Origin of the sequence: Pseudokineococcus basanitobsidens, assembly GCF_037482545.1 — a bacterium.
In the GTDB taxonomy this organism is placed as follows: Bacteria; Actinomycetota; Actinomycetes; order Actinomycetales; family Quadrisphaeraceae; genus Pseudokineococcus; species Pseudokineococcus basanitobsidens.
Genome location: NZ_JBBIAA010000015.1, coordinates 51,218 through 71,875, shown reverse-complemented (window position 1 = coordinate 71,875; position 20,658 = coordinate 51,218). Strand labels below are relative to the sequence as shown.

Here is a 20,658-nt window from a genome sequence, read left to right as displayed (position 1 = left end):
GGGGGATGTTCGCCGTAGGGATCCACGCACCTGCTCTTACTAGGCGTCCGGCCCGGGACCGGCGGGGCATCTCCTCGTGCACCGTCCCGTCGCGGGCCCGGCGTCGTCGGGCCCGTCCGACCGCCGCCCCGCACGAGGACCGGCGGCACGGGGCAGGACCCCCGGCCGGCGCCGGTGCCCTCGCCAGGGCCGTCGCCCCTGATGTCGTCCCGGCGCCAGCGGGCGGACCGGGGCCTCACGGCCCGGCGCCGGGCGTGCGGGCTCGGGGCGGGCCGTCGTCCGGCGCGTCGCTGCCAGCTGGGTCGGTGCCCGGCGCGTCGGAACCTGGTGGGTCGGTGCATGGAGGCTCGGTACCGGGTGGGCTCGTGCTCGGTGAGCCGGTGCGCGCGTCGGCGCCCGGGACGTCGCCGCCCCGTGGCCGGACGTCACGGCGTCGACCGCCGCCCGGGTCCCCGAGGGGAGGCCCGCCGACGTCGTCCCGAGGGTGGTCGAGCTCGTGGACCAGGTCCTCGAGCCTGGCCCGCCACGGCACGGGCGGCTCGTCCGGCGGCGGCTCACCGGCCCGGACGACGACGGGTCGGTCGCCGACGACGTGGACGTCGAGCTGCCCGCCGTGCACGCGTCGGTGGTCGTGCCCGCAGACGAGGACGAGGTTGGCCAGGTCGGTCGGCCCTCCGTCGGCCCAGTGGACGACGTGGTGGGCGTGGCACCAGTCGGGCAGCGCCTGGCACCCGGGGGCTGCGCAGCCGCGGTCGCGGAGCACCAGCGCGCGGCGCTGCGCCGCGGTGACGGTGTAGGCGGCGCGACCGAGGTCGAGGGGCTCGGAGCGGGTGCCGAGCACCGCGGGGACGATCTCGGCGTCGCAGGCGAGACGTCGGACCGCCCCCGCGGACAGGGGGGCGTCATCAGGCAGGAGCCCGGCCCCGGCGGCGGCGCCGGTGAGGACGGAGAGGTCGGTGGTGACCACGACCCGTGCCCGCGCGCCGCCGTCGGTCGGCAGCCCGGCGGGCGTGCCCGGAGGGGCGGCGAGCGCCCGCGAGGCGAGGGCGACCAGGGCGTCGGCGCGACGCTGCGGCGCGGTGCGCAGGTCCGGCCCCGAGGCGGTGGACGGCTCCGGGGCGGACAGGGGGCCGAGCGCGGCCACGAGGGTGGCGCCGTCCTCGGGTGCCAGCCGCCCGCGCACGTGCCAGGTGCCGTGGAGGTCGGTCGAGCAGTACAGCTCCCGTCGTCGGTGCGCGCGCTCCTCCGCCCGGCCGAGCAGGTCGTCACCCTCGGTGCCCGGCCCGTCACCGCACAGCTCCGCGCGGGCCAGCAGCCCCGCGGCGTGGTGGCGCAAGGTCGTGAGCGGCACCTCGGGCGCGTGCTCGACCAGGACCCGCTCGACGGCGGCGCGGCCCTCCGGGCCGTAGTGCTCCGGGAGGTCCAGCACCGTGGCCGCGACGACGTCGGCGGCCTCGGCGCTGATCCGCCCCTCGGCGAGCGCCCGTCCCGTGACCCTCCCCTCGCCCATCCCGGCCCCCGCCCCGCCCGTGCGCGCGACCCGCCGCGGCGGCATCCCGGCGCCGGTGACGTAGGCGGCGGTCGCCTGCCTCCTCGCCGCCGTCGCGGGGTGGACGCCGAGCGCCCGGGCCAGCTCGGCGCGCCCGTCGCCGGCTCGAGAACGCGCCAGCAGGGCCCGGGCCGCCGGGTCGAGCCCGGACGGCACGAGCGCGTCGCCGCGGGAGGCCACCTCGCCGATCACCAGGACCTGCACCGCCTGCGCGACCCGGACGACCCCCTCCAAGCCCTCCAGGACGGTGCGCAGCTGCGGGGTCGGCACCGCCCACAGCTCCAGGCAGGTGGCGGCCGAACGTGCCGCGGCCAGGCACGACGCGAGTGCCACGAGCGGTTCCTCGCCGCCCACCGTCTGTCCCGCCACCTGGTCCGTCGACATGGCTGCACCGTAGGGGCGACCACCGACAACGGCTCGAACGCCTGTTCGACAGTCGCTTCATCGGTGGTGGGCCGGTGCCCTCGTCCTCCACGCCGGCGACCGAGCACGGCTCACGCCGTCGGGCACCTCACAGGTACTGGCCCGGGCTGGCGACGGTGTCGATGGAGCGGCCGGCCTCGGAGCCCTTCTTCCCCTGGACGATGGTGCGGATGTACACGATCCGCTCGCCCTTCTTGCCGGAGATGCGCGCCCAGTCGTCGGGGTTGGTCGTGTTCGGCAGGTCCTCGTTCTCCTTGAACTCCTCGACGCAGGCGACGAGGAGGTGGTCGACCCGGATGCCCTTGGTGCCGGTGGCGAGGAAGTCCTTGACGGCCATCTTCTTCGCCCGGTCGACGATGTTCTGCACCATGGCGCCGGAGTTGAAGTCCTTGAAGTACAGGACCTCCTTGTCGCCGCCCGCGTACGTGACCTCGAGGAACTGGTTCTCCTCGCTCTCGGAGTACATCCGCTCGACGGTGGCCCGGATCATCCCCTCCACGCACTCCGCCGGTGAGCCGCCGTGGTGGGCGAGGTCCGCGGGGTGCAGCGGCAGGTCGGGCGTCAGGTACTTGGTGAAGATGTCCCGGGCGCCCTCCGCGTCCGGGCGCTCCACCTTGATCTTCACGTCGAGGCGGCCGGGGCGCAGGATCGCCGGGTCGATCATGTCCTCCCGGTTCGAGGCGCCGATGACGATGACGTCGTCGAGCCGCTCGACGCCGTCGATCTCGGCGAGCAGCTGGGGCACGATCGTCGTCTCGACGTCGGAGCTCACCCCGGAGCCGCGGGTGCGGAACAGGGACTCCATCTCGTCGAAGAAGACCACGACGGGATGTCCCTCGCTCGCCTTGTCCCGGGCCCGGGAGAAGATCAGCCGGATGTGCCGCTCGGTCTCGCCGACGTACTTGTTGAGCAGCTCGGGGCCCTTGACGTTGAGGAAGAAGCTGCGCGTGTCCTCGCGTCCGGACCGCTCGGCCGACTGCCGCGCGAGCGAGCGGGCGACGGCCTTCGCGATGAGCGTCTTGCCGCACCCCGGCGGGCCGTAGAGCAGGACCCCCTTCGGGGGCTTGAGCCCGTGCTCGCGGAACAGCTCGGGGTGCCGGAACGGCAGCTCGACCGCGTCGCGGATGGTCTCGATCTGGGACGCCAGCCCGCCGATGTCGGAGTACTCGACGTCCGGGACCTCCTCCAGCACGAGGTCCTCGACCTCGGCCTTCGGCACCACCTCGTGCACGTAGCCCGAGCGCGGCTCCAGGGTCAGCGAGTCCCCCGCCTTCAGCGGGGTCCCGACGAGCGGGCCGGCCAGCCGGACGACGCGCTCCTCGTCGCCGTGGACGACGACGAGCGCCCGGTCCTCGCCCAGCGCCTCCTTGAAGGCGACGACCTCGCCGGTCCGCTCGAAGCCGCGGACGGCGACGACGTTCATCGCCTCGTTGAGCTCGACCTCCTGGCCCGGCCGCAGGGCGTCCGCGTCCAGCGCCGCGGACAGGGCGACGCGCATCTTGCGGCCCTGCTGCTGGACGTCGACGACGCCGTCGCCGGACGGGCCGAGGTAGGTCGCGTAGCCGCTGGGCGGCTGCGCCAGACGCTCCACCTCGCCCCGGAGCGTGACGAGCTGCTCCCGCGCGTCGGTCAGCGTGCGCGCCAGGCGTTCGTTGCGGGCGACGAGCTCCCCCACCTGGTCCTGCAGGGCGGAGACCCGGGACGCGGACGCGGCGCCCCACGTGCGCGCCGGCTCGCTCCCGGGGGCCCTGCTCGTGTCGTCCCCGCGGCGGGGGTCGTCGTCGTCGTGCTCGCCGTGGCCGGTCCGGACGTCCATGCACGCCTCCTCGAGGCGCCCCGGCGGGCGGTCCCGCCGCTGCGCCGCATCGCTGCCTCGCGTGCTCCGACACTAACCCGGGGCCCCGACGACCGGGGCGGCCACCCGCCGGTCGGGGCCCCTCCGCCGCTCAACCCTCGTCGGCAGCGCTCTCGTCGGCAGCGCTCTCGTCGGCAGCGCTCTCGTCGTCCGGGGGGACGTCGCCGGCGCGGCGGCCGTCGAGGGCCCCGGCCTCGGTCGCGGGGCGACGGGCCGCCAGGTCGCGGCGCACGCGGCGCACCTTGCGGTCGGAGACGGCGCGCTCCCCCACCGCCTCGGGCGTCCAGTCCTCCTCCGCGCCCCAGGCGCTGCCGCCGACGGGCTCGTCGCCCTCGGGCGTCCCGCCGACGGCGACGTCCGTCGCGGCGCCGCTCGCGGGCGTGGCGACCGACGTGCCCTTCGCGGGACGCCGGCGACGCTGCGGCGGGCTGACGCCCTCGGCCATCCTCCGGGTCGTCAGCAGGAAGCCCGTGTGCCCCACCATCCGGTGCTGCGGACGGACGGCCAGGCCCTCCAGGTGCCACCCGCGGACCATCGACTCCCACGCCGACGGCTCGGTCCAGCGGCCGTCGGCGCGCAGGTCCTCGGCGGTGCGCGAGAGCTGGGTGGCCGTCGCCACGTACGCGATGAGCACGCCGCCGGGCGCGAGCGCCGTCGCCGCCGCGTCGAGGCACTCCCACGGCGCGAGCATGTCGAGGACGACACGGTCCACCGACCCCGGCGCCTCGGCGGCGGGGAGCACCTGCGCGAGGTCGCCGACGGTGACGCGCCACGCCGGGTGCGGGCCGCCGAAGAAGCCCTCGACGTTGGCCCGGGCGATCTCGGCGAAGTCCTCGCGGCGCTCGACCGAGTGCAGGGACCCCTGGTCCCCGACGGCGCGCAGCAGCGACATGCTCAGCGCGCCGGAGCCGACGCCCGCCTCGACGACCCGGGCGCCGGGGAAGACGTCGGCCATGGCCACGACCTGCCCCGCGTCCTTGGGGTAGACGACGGCCGCCCCGCGCGGCATCGACAGCACGTGGTCGGCCAGCAGGGGGCGCAGGGCGAGGTGCTCGACGCCCGACGTGCTGGTGACGACGACGCCCTCCGGGCCGCCGAGCAGGTCGTCGTGGGCCAGGACGCCCCGGTGGGTGTGGAACGTCCCCCCGGCGCGCAGCGTGATCGTGTGCAGCCGCCCGCGGGGGTCGGTCAGCTGCACGCGCTCCCCCTCACGCAGGGGGCCGCGGCGCATCACGGCGCCCGTCGGGCCCCCGGTCCCCTCCGGCGACGCGCCGGCGCTCACGAGCGACCCCCGGCCCGGGCGGCGGCGACGACGTCCGCCCCGCGCAGGACCCCGACGACACGGCCGGCGCCGTCGACGACGGCGGCGACCTCGGCGCCGGTCACGGCCTCGGGGTTCCCCCCGGCCGCCGCGAGCGCGTGCACGAGCTGCTGGCCGGCCGCCCCCTGCGGCAGGGGTGCCCCGCGCAGCGGTCTGGCCACCGACGACGCGGGCACCCACGGCCAGCGCTCGCGCGGGACGCGACCGACGGCGTCCCGGTCCACGACCGCCACGGGCCTGCCGTCCGGGGCCACGAGGACGGCCTCGACGGCCCCGGCGGCGTCGGCCGTCCGCGCCACCTGCGCGACGGCGGCGTCGGCGGGCACGCCGACCGCCCGGACGGCGAGGGCGTCGACCCGCAGGGCGGCGACCCTGCCGCGCAGCCGCGCGTCGCGCAGGACCGCGGTGGCGCCCGTCCACAGCGTCCCGGCGACGAGGACCGCCCAGGCGACGAAGAGCAGCGACGGCCGCCCGCCGCGCAGCAGCGGGACGCCGAGCAGGACGACGACGGCCAGGACCGCGAGGACCCGACCGGCCCACGCCGCGACGACCGTCGAGCGCAGCCGGTCCCCCGTCACCGCCCAGACGACGGCCTCGAGCATCCGGCCGCCGTCCAGGGGCAGGCCGGGCAGCACGTTGAAGACGGCGACGAAGAGGTTGGCCAGCGTGAGGGCGGAGAGCAGCAGCCACGCGACCCCGCCGTCCTCGGTGGCGAGGACCAGGAGTGCGCCGACGCCGGCGAGCAGCGCGTTCGACGCCGGGCCGACGGCGGAGACGACGAAGCTGCGCCCCGGCGTGCTGGCCTCGCTCGCGAACGTCGTGTGCCCGCCCCACAGGGTCAGCACGATGCGGGTGGGCGGCAGGCCCACGGCGCGCGCGGTCAGCGCGTGCGCCACCTCGTGCACGAGCACGGACAGCGCCAGGACCAGCGCGTAGGCCAGCGCGACGACGACCGCCCCCGTGCCGCCGAGCCCCGGGGCCGTGCGGGCGACGGTCGGGGCGAAGAGGAGGGTGACGACGACCGCGATGACGACCCACGAGCGGGCCAGGACGACCGGGACCCCGGCCACGCTCCCGACGCGCCAGCCCTCGCGGTCCCCGCGGGGCGGCGGGCCGGCGGCCGGTGGCTCGGGTCGGGCGGCGGGGGCGTGCACCCCGTGAGCCTACGGGCGGCCGTCCGGACGTCCGACGGCGTCACGGCCCGGGAGGTCCGCGAGCGCGGATGAGTCGCCGAGGGCGGCGAGCGGCACGACGGACAGGCTCCCGTCGCTCTCCAGGACGACGGCGCCGACGTCGGCGAGGCTCCCGGACCCGCTGGCGCGGACCGCCTGCCGCAGCTCGTCGGTCGAGACGCGCTGGCGCCGCAGGACATCCTCGAGCACGCGCCCCTCGTGCAGCAGGAGGGTCGGCGCGGCCGTGACGAGCCGGCGCAGCGCCGGGACCCGCGTCGTCGCCTGCGCGACGACGAGCTGCAGCGCCACGAGCAGCACGAGCGCGAGGACGCCCTCGGTCCACGCCACGTCCGCGCTCAGCAGGATCGTCGCGAGGGTCGACCCCAGCGCCACCGTGACGACGAGGTCGAAGGCGTTCAGCTTGGCGAGGGTCCGCTTGCCGGACAGCCGGAGCACCGCGACGAGGGCCGCGTACGCCGCCGTCCCCACGAGCGCCACCCGGACCAGGTCACCCACCGCGTCGAACCACATGGGGGCTGCCTACCCCGCCCGCGCCGTCCGCGCCCACCGGGAGGGCCTGACGACCGGCTCCGGTCACCGGCTCCGTCGACCGGCTCCGTCGACCGGCTCCGTCGACCGGCGGGGCCGACCGGCCGGCGCGACCGGGTCAGGTGGCCGCGGGCGCCTGGTCCTCCCGGACGGCCGTGGGGTCGTGCGCGCTGGAGGCGGCCCGCACCCGCCCGTCACGGACGTCCTCGGCCCAGTGGCACGCGACGACGTGGCCGGGCGCCAGCTCGCGCGGCCGCGGGACCTCGTCGTCGCACCGCGTGGCCTGCCGGAACGGGCACCGGGTGTGGAAGCGGCAGCCCGAGGGCGGGTCCGCCGGGCTGGGCAGGTCCCCGGTGAGCAGGATCCGCTCGCGGGAGTCCTCCACCTCCGGGTCCGGCACGGGGATCGCCGACATCAGCGACAGCGTGTAGGGGTGCAGCGGGTTGGCGTAGAGCTCGTCGCTCGGTGCCTGCTCGACGACGACCCCGAGGTACATCACCCCGACGACGTCGCTGATGTGCCGCACGACCGCGAGGTCGTGGGCGATGACGAGGTAGGTCAGCCCCAGGCGGTCCTGCAGCTCCTCCAGCAGGTTGACCACCTGCGCCTGCACCGAGACGTCGAGCGCGCTCACCGGCTCGTCGGCGACGACCAGGTCGGGCGAGAGCGCGACGGCGCGCGCGATGCCGATGCGCTGGCGCTGCCCGCCGGAGAACTCGTGCGGGTAGCGCGCGGCGGCGCTCGCCGGCAGCCCGACGACCTCGAGGAGCTCGAGGACCCGGGCGTGCCATGCCGCCCTCCCGCCCGGGACGCCGTGCGCCCGCAGCGGCTCGGTGAGGATGCTCTCGACGCTCTGCCGGGGGTCGAGGCTGCTCATCGGGTCCTGGAAGACCATCTGCATCCGTCGCCGCAGCCCGCGCAGCTCCTCGCGCCCGAGGGCCAGGACGTCCTGCCCGTCCAGCTCGACGCTGCCCGCGGTCGGCTCCTCCAGGCGCAGCAGCGCCCGCCCGAGCGTCGACTTCCCGCAGCCCGACTCGCCGACGAGCCCGTAGGTCTGGCCACGCCGCAGGTCGAGGTCCACGCCGTCGACGGCGCGCACGTGGCCGACCGTGCGGTCCAGCAGCACCCCCTTCTTGATCGGGAAGTGCACCTCCAGCCCGCGCACCCGCAGCAGGACGTCGTCCTCCCCCGCCCGGCCGGGGGTCCCTCCCGGCGACGGCGAGGTGCCCGTCCCGGCGCTCACGCCCCCACCCCCGCCGCGGCGGGCAGCGCGGGGTGGACGCAGCGGACGGCGTGACCGGGGGGCAGGGCGTCCGGCTCGACCAGGGCGAGGTCGGGGTCGGCGCAGGCGACGTCCGCGTGCGGGCACCGCGGGGCGAAGGCGCACGCCCGGGACCACGGCAGGGTGTCCCGCGGCGTCCCGGGGATCGGCCGCAGCGGCTCGCCGCGCGGGGCGTCCAGGCGCGGCACCGAGGCCAGCAGCCCCTCGGTGTACCGGTGCGCCGGGGCGCCGAAGAGCTCGCGGCGCGGCGCCGTCTCGACGACGCGACCGGCGTACATGACGGTCACGTCGTCGCACAGGCCCGCGACGACGCCGAGGTCGTGGGTGATGAGGAGCATGGCCGTCCCGGTGTCGGCGACGAGGACGCGCAGCAGCTCCAGGACCTGCGCCTGGATCGTCACGTCGAGGGCCGTCGTGGGCTCGTCGGCGATGAGCAGCCGCGGCTTGCAGGCCAGGGCGATGGCGATGAGCGCCCGCTGCCGCATGCCGCCGGAGAGCTGGTGCGGGTAGTCGCGCAGGCGGCGACGCGGGTCGGGGATGCCGACGCGGCGCAGCAGGTCCTCGGCCTCGTCCCGCGCCTGCCCGCGGTCGGCTCCCGTGTGCGTGCGCAGCACCTCGGTCACCTGCGTGCCGATCGGCACGACGGGGTTGAGCGAGCTCATCGGGTCCTGGAAGACCATCGACATCTGCGCGCCCCGCAGCGCCGCGAGGCGCTTGCCGGGCATGCCGACGAGCTCGGTCCCCGCGAGCCGGACGGACCCGGTGACCCGGCTGCTGCGGCGCGGCAGCAGGCCCATGACGGCGAGCGACGTCACGGACTTCCCGCTGCCGGACTCGCCGACGAGGCCCATCACCTCGCCCGGGCGCACCGACAGGCTGACGCCGTCGACGGCGCGCACGGGCTCGGCCCCGCGCCGGCGGAACTCGACCCCGAGGTCGCGCACCTCGAGGAGCGCGTCGGCGCGCTCCCGGGCCGCCGGGGCCCCGGGGGGCAGGGTGGTCGCGGGCACGGTGCTCCCGGGGTGGTGGTCGGTCGACGGGTCGGCGGGCCGGCCGGTCGCGTGGCTCATCCGGCGCTCACCGGCGGAAGGTCGGGTCGAGCGACTCGCGCAGGGCCTCGCCGAAGAGCGTGAACCCCAGCGCGCTGACGGCGATGCAGACGCCCGGCAGGACGGCGAGGTGCGGGTCGGTCGCCAGCCGGTCCTGGGCGCGCACGAGCATCCGCCCCCACTCGGCGACGGTGGGGTTCGGGTCGCCGAGCCCGAGGTAGGACAGCGCCGCCACCTCGATGATCGCCGTGGCGAGCGTCAGGGTCCCCTGGACGATGACGGGGCTGAGGGAGTTGGGGAGCATGTGGCTCATGACGACGCTGCGCCGCCGCAGCCCCAGCGAGGACGCGGCGAGGACGTAGTCGGAGCTGCGCTGGCCGAGCATGGAGCCGCGCAGCAGCCGGGCGAAGATCGGCACCTGCGCGGCGCCGATCGCGATCATCAGCGCCGTCGGGCTCGGGCCGACGACGGCCGCGATGCTCACGGCCAGGAGCAGGCTCGGGATCGACAGCATGATGTCGACGACGCGCATGACGGCGACGTCCACCCAGCCGCCGAAGGCGCCGGCCAGCAGCCCGAGCGCGGCGCCGAAGCCGAGCCCGATGACCGTGGACACCACGCCGATGACGAGCGACTGCCGCGCCCCGTAGACGAGCTGCGTGAGCAGGTCCGAGCCGAACGAGTCGAGGCCGAGCAGGTGGTCGTCGCTCGGGCCGGGCACCGACGACGGCGTGACCTCGTTCGCCCACTGCGCCCCGGCGGGCTCGTACGGCGCGATGAGCGGGGCGAGGACCGCCACGAGGACGAAGGCGGCGACGACGACCGCGCCCGCGATCGCCGCCGGGTCGCGGCGCAGCCGGCGCCACGCCCCGCGCCACAGGCTCGTGCCGCGCTCGTCGGCCGCCTCGGGCTCGAGCGCGAGCTCGGCGGGCGTGCCGGGCGGCGGGTCCGCCTCGGGTGCCCCCGGGGGGCCGCCCGCGGGGGGCAGCGAGACGCCGCTCACGAGACGCGCACCCGTGGGTCGACGACGCCGTACCCGACGTCGACGACGAGGTTGACGAGCGCGTACACGAGCGCGATGAAGAGGATGAAGCCCTGCAGCACGGGGTAGTCCAGGGTCGAGATGGAGTCGAACAGGTACGAGCCGATCCCGTTGATCGCGAACACCGTCTCGGTGAGCACGGCGCCGGACAGCAGCAGCCCGGTCTGGAGGCCGACCGTCGTGAGCACGGGCAGCATCGCGTTGCGCAGCACGTGACGGCGACGCACGAGCGAGCGGGCGAGGCCCTTGGCCTCGGCGGTCCGGACGTAGTCCTGGCCGGTGACCTCCAGCACGGACGCGCGGGTGATCCGCACGATGATCGCGAGCGGGATGGTGCCGAGCGCGATGGCCGGCAGCACCAGGTGCACCAACGCGTCGAAGGACGCGTCCCACTCCCGCGTGAGGAGCCCGTCCAAGACGAAGAAGTTCGTCACGTGCGTCGCGTCGATGCGGGGGTCCTGCCGGCCCGCCGTCGGCAGCCACCCGAGCTGGACGGCGAAGACGAGCTTGAGCAGGTAGGCGAGGAAGAACACCGGGACGACGGTGCCGAGGAGCGACCCGCCGACGAGGAAGGTGTCGAGGGCGCTGCCGTGGCGGCGCGCCGCGAGGTACCCGAGCGGGATGCCGAGGACGACCGCGACGAGCAGCGCGGCGAGCGCGAGCTCGATCGTCGCGGGGAACCGCAGCAGGAAGCTGTCGACGACCGGCTCGCCCGTCCGCGAGGACGTGCCGAGGTCCCCGGTCAGCAGGTTGCCGAGGTAGGTGACGTACTGCGCGGGCAGCGGGCGGTCGAAGCCGTACGCCTGCGTGATGCGCTCGACCGCCGCCGGGGTCGCGCGCTCGCCGAGGAGCGTGCGCGCCGGGTCGCCGGGCAGGGCGCGCAGCCAGGCGAAGAGCAGCACGGACAGCCCCAGGAGCACGGGCACGAGCAGCGCCAGGCGACGGACGACGAACCTCAGCACGACGTCCTCCTCGGCGCGCTCCCCGGACCTGCGGCCGGGAGACCCGACGACCGTGCCGGCGGGTGCGGCGCGGTGCCGGCCGCCCCCGCGGGGGCGGCCGGCACCGCGCCGCACCCGCCGGCACGGTCGTCGGGTCTCCCGGCCGCAGGTCCGGGGAGCGCGCCGAGGAGGACGTCGTGCTGAGGTTCGTCGTCCGTCGCCTGGCGCTGCTCNGGCCGCCCCCGCGGGGGCGGCCGGCACGCGGGTGGTGGCGGTCAGCTGACCGTCACCCCGTTCCACACCTCGTCCTGCACGGGGCTCGTCTCGTAGCCCTGCACGTCCTCGGCGAAGGCGAGGGAGGGCACCGGCGAGGCGAGCGGGACGCCGGGCAGGAACTCCATGATCTGGTCGTTGATCTCGGAGTAGGCGTCCTCCTGCTCGTCCACGGGCAGCTCGCGCGCCGCGGCGAGCGCGTCGAACAGCTCGGGGTTGTCGAAGCCCCACTCGTTCTTCGGGGTGCCGAAGAAGACGCCGACGAAGTTGTCCGGGTCGTTGTAGTCGCCCGTCCAGCCGAGCAGGTGCAGCCCGTGGTCGGTGCCGCCCTGGATGCGGTCGAGGTAGTCGGGCGACCACGGCAGCGCGACCGGGTTCACGGTGATGCCCACGGCCTCGAGCTGGCTGCGGATCGCCACGAAGGTGTCCTCCGGGCTCGGCATGTACGGCCGCGAGACGCCCGTCGGGTAGACGAAGTCGACCGTGAGGTCGCTCTGCCCCGCCTCGGCGAGCAGCTCGCGCGCCGCGTCCGGGTCGTAGTCGTAGGTCTCGACGTCGTCGGACCAGCCGGTCACGAGGTCGGGCATGAACTGCGTGGCCGCGACCGAGCCCTCCGGCATGGACTGGCTGATGACGGCGTCCTTGTCGATCGCGTGCGCGATCGCCTGGCGCACCCGCGGGTCGGCGAGCTCGGGGACGGCCTGGTTCATGCCGAGGTAGAGCACGTTGAAGGGGTCGCGGTCCTCCACCTGGAAGCCGGCGTCCTCCAGCGCCCCGATGTCCCCCGGCGCGACGAGGTCGTACCCGTCGATCTGGCCGCCCTCGAGGGCCTGCCGGCGCGCGTTGCCGTCGGAGATGGTCTGGACGACGACCTCGTCCACCTGGGCGGGGTCGCCCCAGTAGTCCTCGTAGGGGACGAGCGTCACGGCCTGGCCGCGCTCCCAGCTCTCGAACTGGAACGGTCCCGTGCCCGTCGGGTGCTCGGTGCCGTAGGCGCTGAAGCGGACGTCGTCCTCGGACCCGGAGATGTTGTCCGCGTCGTACTCCTCCATGGCGGTGGGGCTCTGCATGGAGAAGGCCGGCAGCGACAGGGACGCGATGAAGCCGGCGAAGGGCCGCGTCAGCGAGACGGCGGCCGTCTGGTCGTCGACGACCTCGCAGCTGTCGTAGAGCCCGCCGACGAGCTCCGGGTCCTCGCTCGTCTCGAAGCCCTGGTAGAGCGAGTTGTAGTAGTACGAGATGTTCTCGTTCTGCTGCAGCCCGGTCCAGTGGTACCAGCGGTCGAAGTTCGCGCACACGGCCGCGGCGTCGAAGGTCGTCCCGTCGTGGAACGTCACGTCGTCGCGCAGGTCGAAGGTGTACGTCAGCTCGTCGTCGCTGGTCTCCCATGACTCCGCGAGCAGCGGGGCGGGGTCCGCCGTGCCGGGCTCGGTGCCCACGAGGCCCTCGAACATCTGCCGCGCGACCCGGAAGGTCTCGCCGTCGCTCGCGAACGCCGGGTCGAGCACGACCGGGTCCGAGCTGGCGGCGAAGACGAACGTGCCGCCGTCACCGCCGCCCTCGGTGCCCGCCGCGTCGCCGTCCGGCCGGTCGCTCTCCGCGCAGCCGGCCGTGGCCAGCAGCGCCCCGACCGCGAGCAGGGCCGCTGCCCGCCCACCGATGGTCCGCACCATGGATCGTTCTCCGTCGTCTTGTCGGCGCCGCGGCCGGTCCGGCCCGCGGCGGGGCGACGCTAGCCCGGGGACGGGCGGCGCGGGGAGGACCCGGCCGACGTCGGCGGGTCACGATCGGGACACGCGGCCGCCCGCCGGGGGACGGCGCTCAGGCCGCGGCGAGCCGCAGGAGGTCCTCGGGGCCGACCCCGGCCAGGGTGGCGACGACCGTGAGTCCGGCCCCGGCGGGGATGTCGACGACGTGCGGGACCGCGATGGTCGGGACGCCGGCCGCGACGGCGGAGGCCACGCCGGTGGGGCTGTCCTCCACGGCCACGCACCGCCCCGGGTCGACCCCGAGCCCGGCCGCGGCGCGCAGGTACGGCTCCGGGTGCGGCTTCCCGCGGTCGCACTCGTCACCGGTGACGACCACGTCGAACGTCCCGGGCGGCAGCTGCTCGAGGAGGGCGTCCGCGATCGGCCGCCACGACATGGTGACGAGCGCGAGCGGGACGCCGCGCTCGCGCAGCGACGTCAGCAGCTCGAGCGCCCCCGGGCGCCAGCGCGGGTCGCGGCGCAGCTGGAGGACGACCTCGGCCGCCAGGCCCTCGACGATCGCCCGCACGCCGAGGTCGACGCCGCCCTCGCGGCGCAGCACCTCGGCGGACACCTCGAGCTGGTTGCCGACGAGCGCCATCGCCTGCTCGTCGGTCCAGGTGCCGCCGTGCGCCTCCACGAGCCTTCGCTCGGCGGCCCACCAGACGGGCTCGGTGTCGACGAGCGTGCCGTCCATGTCCAGGAGCACCGCGGCCGGCAGCCCGGCACCAGCTTCCTCCGGGCGCATGGCCGGTGAGTCTGCCAGCCCCGCAGCGGCCCTTCGTACCGGCTCAGACCGCGTTGAAGTACTTCGCCTCGGGGTGGTGGACGACGAGGGCGTCGGTGGACTGCTCCGGGTGCAGCTGCAGCTCGTCGGAGAGCTCGACGCCGATGCGGTGCGGCTCGAGGAGCTCGACGAGGCCCCGGCGGCTCTCCAGGTCCGGGCAGGCCGGGTAGCCGAAGGAGTACCGCGAGCCCCGGTAGCCCTGGCCGAGGACGCCGTCGAGGTCGGGGGCGTCCTCGTCGCCGAGCCCCAGCTCGGCCCGGACCCGGGCGTGCCACATCTCCGCCATCGCCTCGGTGAGCTGGACCGACAGGCCGTGCAGCTCGAGGTACTCCCGGTAGGCGTTGCGGGCGAAGAGCTCCCCGGTCACCTCCGCGACGCGGGAGCCCATCGTCACGAGCTGCAGCGGCAGCACGTCGGGCCGCCCCAGCTCCTCGACCTCGGCCCGGTCGCGGAAGAAGTCCGCCAGGCACAGCCGCCGGTCGCGGCGCTGTCGGGGGAAGGAGAAGCGCAGCCGCTCGGTGCCGGGCTCGCCGCCCGTCCCGTCGCCCTCGTGGTGGGCGACGACGAGGTCCTGCCCCTCCGACCAGCACGGGAAGTAGCCGTGGACGACGGCGGCCCGGGTGATGCCCTCGGTGCGGACGCGGTCGAGCCACATCCGCAGCCGCGGCCGGCCCTCGGTCTCGACGAGCTCCTCGTAGGAGGGACCCTCCCCGCCGCGCGCACCCCGCAGCCCCCACTGCCCCAGGAAGGTGGCCCGCTCGTCGAGGTAGGCGGCGTACTCCGCGAGGTGGACGCCCTTGACGACGCGGGTGCCCCAGAACGGCGGCACCGGCACGCGGACGTCGCGGGCGACGTCGGACCGCGCCGCCCGCGGGTCCGGCGCGTCGGCGGGGACGCCTGCGCCGGAGCCGGTCCCGTCGTCGGGGGCGTCCTGCCCCGTGCGGCGCCGCACGCGCCGGGGGCGCAGCGCCGGCAGCGTGTCGGCGACGCTCGCGCCCGGGGTGGTGCGCGCGGCGGCGACGGCGTCCATGAGCCGCAGGCCCTCGAAGGCGTCCCGGGCGTAGCGGACCTCGCCGTCGTACATCTCGGCGAGGTCGGTCTCCACGTAGGCCCGGGTCAGCGCCGCACCGCCGAGGATGACCGGCCAGCGCGCGGCCAGCCCGCGCTCGTTGAGCTCGGCGAGGTTCTCCTTCATCACCACCGTCGACTTCACGAGCAGCCCGCTCATCCCGATGGCGTCGGCGCCGCTCTCCTCGGCGGCGCGGATGATCTCGCCGATCGGCTGCTTGATGCCGATGTTCGTCACGTCGTAGCCGTTGTTGGACAAGATGATGTCGACGAGGTTCTTGCCGATGTCGTGGACGTCGCCCTTGACCGTGGCGAGCACGATCCGGGCGCGCGCCTGCCGGGCGGTCCCGCTCGCGGCGGCCTCCGCCTCGATGTGCGGCTCGAGGTGGGCGACCGCCAGCTTCATCACCTCGGCCGACTGCAGGACGAAGGGCAGCTGCATCTGGCCCGACCCGAAGAGCTCGCCGACCTCCTTCATCCCGGCGAGCAGGTGGTCGTTGACGACCGCCAGCGGGCTGGTGCCCGCGGCCAGCGCCTCGTCCAGGTCCTCGGGCAGGCCCTTGCGCTCGCCGTCGACGATGCGCCGCGAGAGGCGCTCCCCCAGCGGCAGCGCCATGAGCTCGGCCGCGCGGTCGGCGCGCACGGACGCCGCGTCGACGCCCTCGAAGAGGTCGAGCACCCGCTGCAGCGGGTCGTAGGAGACGCCGCCGTCCTCGTCGTAGCGGCGCCGGTCGTGGACGAGGTCGAGCGCGGCCTCCCGCTGGTCGTCGGGGATGCTCGCCATCGGCATGATCCGCGCCGCGTGGACGATGGCCGAGTCCAGCCCGGCCTCGACCGCCTCGTGCAGGAAGACGGAGTTGAGCACCGCGCGCGCGGCGGGGTTGAGCCCGAAGGAGATGTTCGACAGGCCCAGCGTCGTCTGCACCCGCGGGTGCCGGCGCTTGATCTCCCGGATGGCGGCGAGCGTCTCGACGCCGTCGCGGCGCGTCTCCTCCTGGCCGGTCGCGACCGGGAAGGTCAGGGCGTCGACGACGACGTCGGCCTCGTCCATCCCCCACTCCCCCGTCAGCGCGGCGAGCAGGCGGTCGGCGATGGCGACCTTGTGCTCGGCGGTGCGGGCCTGGCCGGTCTCGTCGATCGTCAGCGCGACGACGGCGGCGCCGTGCTCGCGGACGAGCGGCATGATCCGCGCGAAGCGGCTGCCGGGGCCGTCGCCGTCCTCGTAGTTGACGGAGTTGACGACGGCGCGGCCGCCGACGAGCTCCAGGCCGGCCTCCAGCACCGCCGGCTCGGTCGAGTCGAGGACGAGCGGCAGCGTCGAGGCCGTCGCCAGCCGGCTGACGACCTCGGTGACGTCCTTGACGCCGTCGCGGCCGACGTAGTCGACGCAGACGTCGAGCAGGTGGGCGCCGTCGCGGGTCTGGGCGCGGGCGATCTCGACGCAGCGCTCCCAGTCCTCGGCCTCCATGGCCTCGCGGAAGGCCTTGCTGCCGTTGGCGTTCGTGCGCTCGCCGATCGCGAGGACGCTGGCCTCCTGGGCGAAGGGGACGTGCGCGTAGATGCTGGCGACGCCCGGCTCGGGCCGGGGGTCGCGGGCCGTGAGCGGACGGCCGCCGACCCGCTCGACGACCTGCCGCAGGTGCTCCGGCGTCGTCCCGCAGCAGCCGCCGACGAGGGACAGCCCGAACTCGCGCGTGAAGCGGTCGTGCGCGTCGGCGAGCTCGCCCGGCGACAGCGGGTAGACGGCCCCGTCCTTCGACAGCTGCGGCAGGCCGGCGTTCGGCATGCACGTGACGGGCACGGCGGCGTGCCGGGCGAGGTGGCGCAGGTGCTCGCCCATCTCGGCCGGGCCCGTGGCGCAGTTGAGGCCGATGCCGTCGACGCCGAGGGCGGCCAGCGACGTCAGCGCGGCACCGATCTCGCTGCCCAGCAGCATCGTCCCGGTCGTCTCGACGGTCACCTGGACGAGGACCGGCACGTCGACCCGCGCCTCCCGCATCGCCCGTCGGGCGCCCACGACGGCGGCCTTGGCCTGCAGCAGGTCCTGCACGGTCTCGACGAGGACCGCGTCCACCCCGCCGTCGAGCATGCCGAGCACCTGCTCGGCGTAGGCGTCGCGCAGCAGCGCGTACGGCGCGTGCCCGAGGCTCGGGAGCTTCGTGCCGGGCCCCATGGACCCGAGGACGAAACGCTCGTGCTCGGCCGTGCTCGCGGCGTCGGCGGCCTCCCGGGCGACCCGCGCCCCGGCGGCGGCGAGCTCGCGGATGCGGTGCTCGATGCCGTACTCGGCGAGGTTGGCCCAGTTCGCCCCGAAGGTGTTCGTCTCGACGAGGTCGACCCCGACGTCGAGGTAGGCCGCGTGCACGCCCGCGACGACGTCGGGCCGGGTGGCGTTGAGGACCTCGTTGCAGCCCTCGTGGCCCTCGAAGTCCTCCAGCCCGGGAGCCGCCGCCTGCAGCATCGTGCCCATGGCGCCGTCGGCGACGAGGACGCGCTCGGCCAGGGCGGCGCGCAGGCGCGCGGGACGGTCGCTCACGGGCGACCATGCTAGGTCGGCGCGAGGGCCGTCCTCCGGCGCGCCCGTAGGGTGGATGGGCGCCGGTGAGGACGGGTGCACGGGTGCGGAGGAGGACGAGTGAGCGAGCAGCCAGGTCGGCGCGAGGAGGCAGGTCCTCGCGAGGAGCGGGGACGTCCCGGGCGGCCCGCCGAGGCGTCGCCGTCGCTGCGCGACCCCGTGGTGCTGGCCGCCTTCGAGGGCTGGAACGACGCCGCCGAGGCGGCGAGCGGGGCGCTGGACCACCTGGCGCGGGTCTGGGGCGAGACGACGTTCGCCGAGCTGGACCCGGAGGAGTACCACGACTTCCAGGTGAACCGGCCGGTGACGGGCTTCGACGAGGAGGGCCGCCGGCGCACCACCTGGCCGACGACACGGCTGGCCTGGGCGCGCCCGCCGGGCGGGGAGCGCGACGTCGTGCTCGTGCACGGCATCGAGCCGTCGATGCGCTGGCGCAGCTACACCGCCGAGCTGCTCGCCCACGCCGACGCCGTCGGGGCGCGCACCGTCGTCACCCTCGGCGCGCTGCTGGCGGACGTCCCGCACACGCGGCCGATCCCGATCACCTCCACGGGCTCGTCCGCGGACGGCGGCCCGGGGCTGGACCACCTGGCGCTCGAGCCCTCCCGCTACGAGGGCCCGACGGGCATCGTCGGCGTCGTCGCCGACGCCGCCGCCGGCCACGGCCTCGCCTCGGTCTCGCTGTGGGCGGCCGTGCCCCACTACGTCGGGCAGTCGCCCTCCCCCAAGGCGGTGCTCGCGCTGCTCGGCCGCGTCGAGGAGGTGCTCGGGGCGCCGGTGCCGCTCGAGGACCTCGCCGAGGAAGCAGAGGCCTGGGAGCGCGGCGTCGACGAGCTGGCCGGCGAGGACGAGGAGATCGGCGAGTACGTGCAGCAGCTGGAGCAGGCCAAGGACACCGTCGAGCTCCCGGAGGCGAGCGGCGAGGCGATCGCCCGCGAGTTCGAGCGCTACCTGCGTCGGCGCGGGGACGACGGCCCGCGGCGCGGGCCCGCCCCCCCCGCCTGACCCCGCCGGACCAGCCCGACCCCGCCCGACCGCCCGACCGGCCTGCCCCGCCCGACCCGGGCCCGCGACCGAGGGCGCTCAGGCCCCGCGCAGCGGCACCCCGAGGAGGGCCTCGACCACGTCGGCGACCAGCGCCGGCCCCGTGGCCGTGCCCTGCGGCTCCGCCGGGTCCTGCGCCAGCTGCGCGTCCACCCAGGCGTCGACGACGGCGAGCGCGCCCGGGGCGTCGAGGTCGTCGGCGAGGCGGCGGCGGACGCCGTCGAGCACGTGCTGCGCGTCGGGACCCCTCTGCGGTGCGACCGCCGCGCGCCAGCGCCGCAGGCGCTCCCGGGCGGTCGAGAGCCCGTCCTCGGTCCACGACCAGTCGTCGCGGTAGTGGTGGGACAGCACCGCGAGGCGGACCGCGGAGGGGTCCTCCCCCGCGCGCCGCAGGGAGGAGACGAGGACGAGGTTCCCGCGGGACTTGCTCATCTTCTCGCCGTCGAGGGCGACCATCCCGCCGTGCGCGTACAGCTGCGCGTACGGTGCCGAGCCCGTCAGCACGTGGGCGTGCGACGCGCCCATCTCGTGGTGCGGGAACACGAGGTCGGACCCGCCGCCCTGGACGTCGAACCCGCTGCCGAGGTGGTCCAGCGCGATGGCCACGCACTCGATGTGCCACCCGGGGCGGCCCGGCCCGAGGTCACCGCCGTCCCAGGAGGGCTCGCCCTCGCGGGCGGCGCGCCACAGGACCGGGTCGAGCGGGGAGCGCTTGCCCGGGGTCGTCGGGTCCCCGCCGCGCTCGCCGAACAGGCGCTCCATCGTGCCGGCGTCGTAGCCGCTGACACCACCGAAGCGGTCGTCGGCACGGACGTCGAAGTAGACGTCGCCGGTGCTCGCCAGCCGGTAGGCCGCGTCGCGGTCCACGAGGCCCCGGACGGCCGCCGCCGCGCGGGGCACGGTCTCCACCGCTCCGAGGTAGACGTCCGGCGGCAGCACCGACAGGGCCGTCATGTCCTCGCGGTAGAGGTCGGTCTCCCGCGCGGCGAGGTCCCGCCAGTCCTCGCCGGTCGCCGTGGCGCGCTCCAGGAGCGGGTCGTCGACGTCGGTGACGTTCTGGACGTACTGCACCCGGTGCCCCGCGTCGCGCCAGGCGCGGACGAGGAGGTCGAAGGCGAGGTACGTCGACGCGTGCCCCATGTGGGTGGCGTCGTAGGGGGTGATGCCGCAGACGTAGAGCCCGGCCACCTCCCCCGGCGTCGTCGCCCGCACCGAGCGGGAGGCGCTGTCGTGCAGGGACACCGGACCTCCCCGGCCCGGCAGCGACGGCAGGTGCGGGGAGGTCCACGACTTCACCGGGGGAGCCTATCCGCCGCCGTGGGCGCGTCCTGGCGCGCCGGCGGCCGCCCGGCTCGGCGACGCCACCGCTCAGAACACCGGCCAGGGGACGGCGCTGCGGTGCTCGGGGGGCTGCGGCATGACGGCGCCGCGCAGCAGCCGGTCGGTGCGGGTGCGCAGCGCCCGGACCTCGCGGGCGGTGAGCAGCCCCGACAGCTCCTCGGCGAGGCCCCCGCCCAGCGCGGACCGCAGCCGGTCGAGGGCCTCGAGCTCGACGTCCGGCAGCGGCTCGCCGGCCCAGCCCCACAGCACCGTCCGCAGCTTGGTCTCGACGTGCAGGACGAGCCCGTGGTCGATCCCGTGGACCGGCGGTCCCTCGCCCGGCGCCGCCACGGGTCCCGCCGCCGACGGCCGACCGAGCAGGAGGTGCCCGGCCTTGCGGTCGGCGTTGTTGACGACGACGTCGAACACGGCGACGGACAGCAGCCGGGGGTCGTCGGCGTGCACGAGCGTGACGGGCTCGCCGCGCGGCCCCCACGCGTCGAGGACCCCGTGCCAGCCGTCGGGCACGGCGCCCTCCGGCACGACGTCGACGAGGCCGGCCCCGGGCTCCCCGAGGAGGTGCTCGTCCTCGTCGTCGACGCCGTGGAGCACGGCGTCGACGACCCCGTCGGCGGCGACCTCCTCGTCCAGTGGCACCCC

General features: G+C 76.0%; 15 protein-coding genes. 1 reads left to right on the top strand and 14 read right to left on the bottom strand.

Features of this window, described 5'->3' with window-relative positions; translation table 11 throughout:
* Positions 1 to 235 precede the first annotated feature (235 nt).
* The 12 genes from WDZ17_RS12290 to metH all read right to left on the bottom strand — a co-directional run bounded on the left by WDZ17_RS12290 (position 236) and on the right by metH (position 17,595).
* Positions 236 to 1,933, bottom strand: coding sequence for an HNH endonuclease signature motif containing protein (locus tag WDZ17_RS12290; RefSeq protein ID WP_339575451.1), 1,698 nt, complete (start codon positions 1,931 to 1,933; stop codon positions 236 to 238).
* 127 nt (positions 1,934 to 2,060) lie between these two features.
* On the bottom strand, positions 2,061 to 3,788 hold the full coding sequence (gene arc, locus WDZ17_RS12285) for a proteasome ATPase (RefSeq protein WP_339575450.1): 1,728 nt from the start codon (positions 3,786 to 3,788) through the stop codon (positions 2,061 to 2,063).
* A gap of 130 nt (positions 3,789 to 3,918) precedes the next feature.
* Positions 3,919 to 5,058, bottom strand: a complete 1,140-nt coding sequence (locus WDZ17_RS12280; RefSeq protein ID WP_339575453.1) for a tRNA (adenine-N1)-methyltransferase — start codon at positions 5,056 to 5,058, stop codon at positions 3,919 to 3,921.
* A gap of 47 nt (positions 5,059 to 5,105) precedes the next feature.
* Positions 5,106 to 6,302, bottom strand: a complete 1,197-nt coding sequence (locus WDZ17_RS12275) for a site-2 protease family protein (RefSeq protein WP_339575449.1) — start codon at positions 6,300 to 6,302, stop codon at positions 5,106 to 5,108.
* A gap of 9 nt (positions 6,303 to 6,311) precedes the next feature.
* Entirely contained in the window at positions 6,312 to 6,851 is a 540-nt protein-coding gene (locus WDZ17_RS12270; protein ID WP_339575448.1) for a DUF421 domain-containing protein, read from the bottom strand.
* A gap of 136 nt (positions 6,852 to 6,987) precedes the next feature.
* On the bottom strand, positions 6,988 to 8,043 hold the full coding sequence (locus WDZ17_RS12265; RefSeq protein ID WP_422631979.1) for an ABC transporter ATP-binding protein: 1,056 nt from the start codon (positions 8,041 to 8,043) through the stop codon (positions 6,988 to 6,990).
* 65 nt (positions 8,044 to 8,108) lie between these two features.
* Entirely contained in the window at positions 8,109 to 9,221 is a 1,113-nt protein-coding gene (locus tag WDZ17_RS12260) for an ABC transporter ATP-binding protein (protein WP_339575446.1), read from the bottom strand.
* A gap of 7 nt (positions 9,222 to 9,228) precedes the next feature.
* A complete protein-coding gene (locus WDZ17_RS12255) occupies positions 9,229 to 10,203 on the bottom strand; it encodes an ABC transporter permease (protein ID WP_339575445.1) in 975 nt (324 codons plus the stop codon).
* On the bottom strand, positions 10,200 to 11,204 hold the full coding sequence (locus WDZ17_RS12250) for an ABC transporter permease (protein WP_339575444.1): 1,005 nt from the start codon (positions 11,202 to 11,204) through the stop codon (positions 10,200 to 10,202). The genes WDZ17_RS12255 and WDZ17_RS12250 overlap by 4 nt, the downstream gene beginning before the upstream one ends.
* A 254-nt stretch (positions 11,205 to 11,458) precedes the next feature.
* Complete coding sequence (locus WDZ17_RS12245; RefSeq protein WP_339575443.1) at positions 11,459 to 13,129, bottom strand: ABC transporter substrate-binding protein; 1,671 nt, start codon at positions 13,127 to 13,129, stop codon at positions 11,459 to 11,461.
* A gap of 148 nt (positions 13,130 to 13,277) precedes the next feature.
* Positions 13,278 to 13,952 carry an HAD family hydrolase gene (locus WDZ17_RS12240; protein ID WP_339575442.1) on the bottom strand — a complete coding sequence of 225 codons (675 nt, stop codon included), beginning with the start codon at positions 13,950 to 13,952 and terminating at the stop codon, positions 13,278 to 13,280.
* A gap of 43 nt (positions 13,953 to 13,995) precedes the next feature.
* Positions 13,996 to 17,595: a methionine synthase gene (metH, locus tag WDZ17_RS12235; protein ID WP_339575441.1), complete on the bottom strand. Its 3,600-nt coding sequence runs from the start codon at positions 17,593 to 17,595 to the stop codon at positions 13,996 to 13,998.
* A 186-nt stretch (positions 17,596 to 17,781) separates the two neighbouring features.
* On the opposite strand from metH, the gene WDZ17_RS12230 reads away from it, so the two are divergent.
* Entirely contained in the window at positions 17,782 to 18,639 is an 858-nt protein-coding gene (locus WDZ17_RS12230) for a PAC2 family protein (protein ID WP_422631978.1), read from the top strand.
* A 78-nt stretch (positions 18,640 to 18,717) separates the two neighbouring features.
* Here the strand turns inward: WDZ17_RS12230 and mshC are convergent, their stop codons facing one another.
* Both mshC and WDZ17_RS12220 read right to left on the bottom strand, forming a co-directional pair.
* The gene (mshC, locus tag WDZ17_RS12225) at positions 18,718 to 19,974 is read right to left on the bottom strand and encodes a cysteine--1-D-myo-inosityl 2-amino-2-deoxy-alpha-D-glucopyranoside ligase (protein WP_339575439.1); all 1,257 of its coding nucleotides are present in this window, start codon (positions 19,972 to 19,974) and stop codon (positions 18,718 to 18,720) included.
* A 72-nt stretch (positions 19,975 to 20,046) separates the two neighbouring features.
* On the bottom strand, positions 20,047 to 20,658 hold a 612-nt coding region (locus tag WDZ17_RS12220), incomplete at its 5' end, for an SCO1664 family protein (protein WP_339575438.1).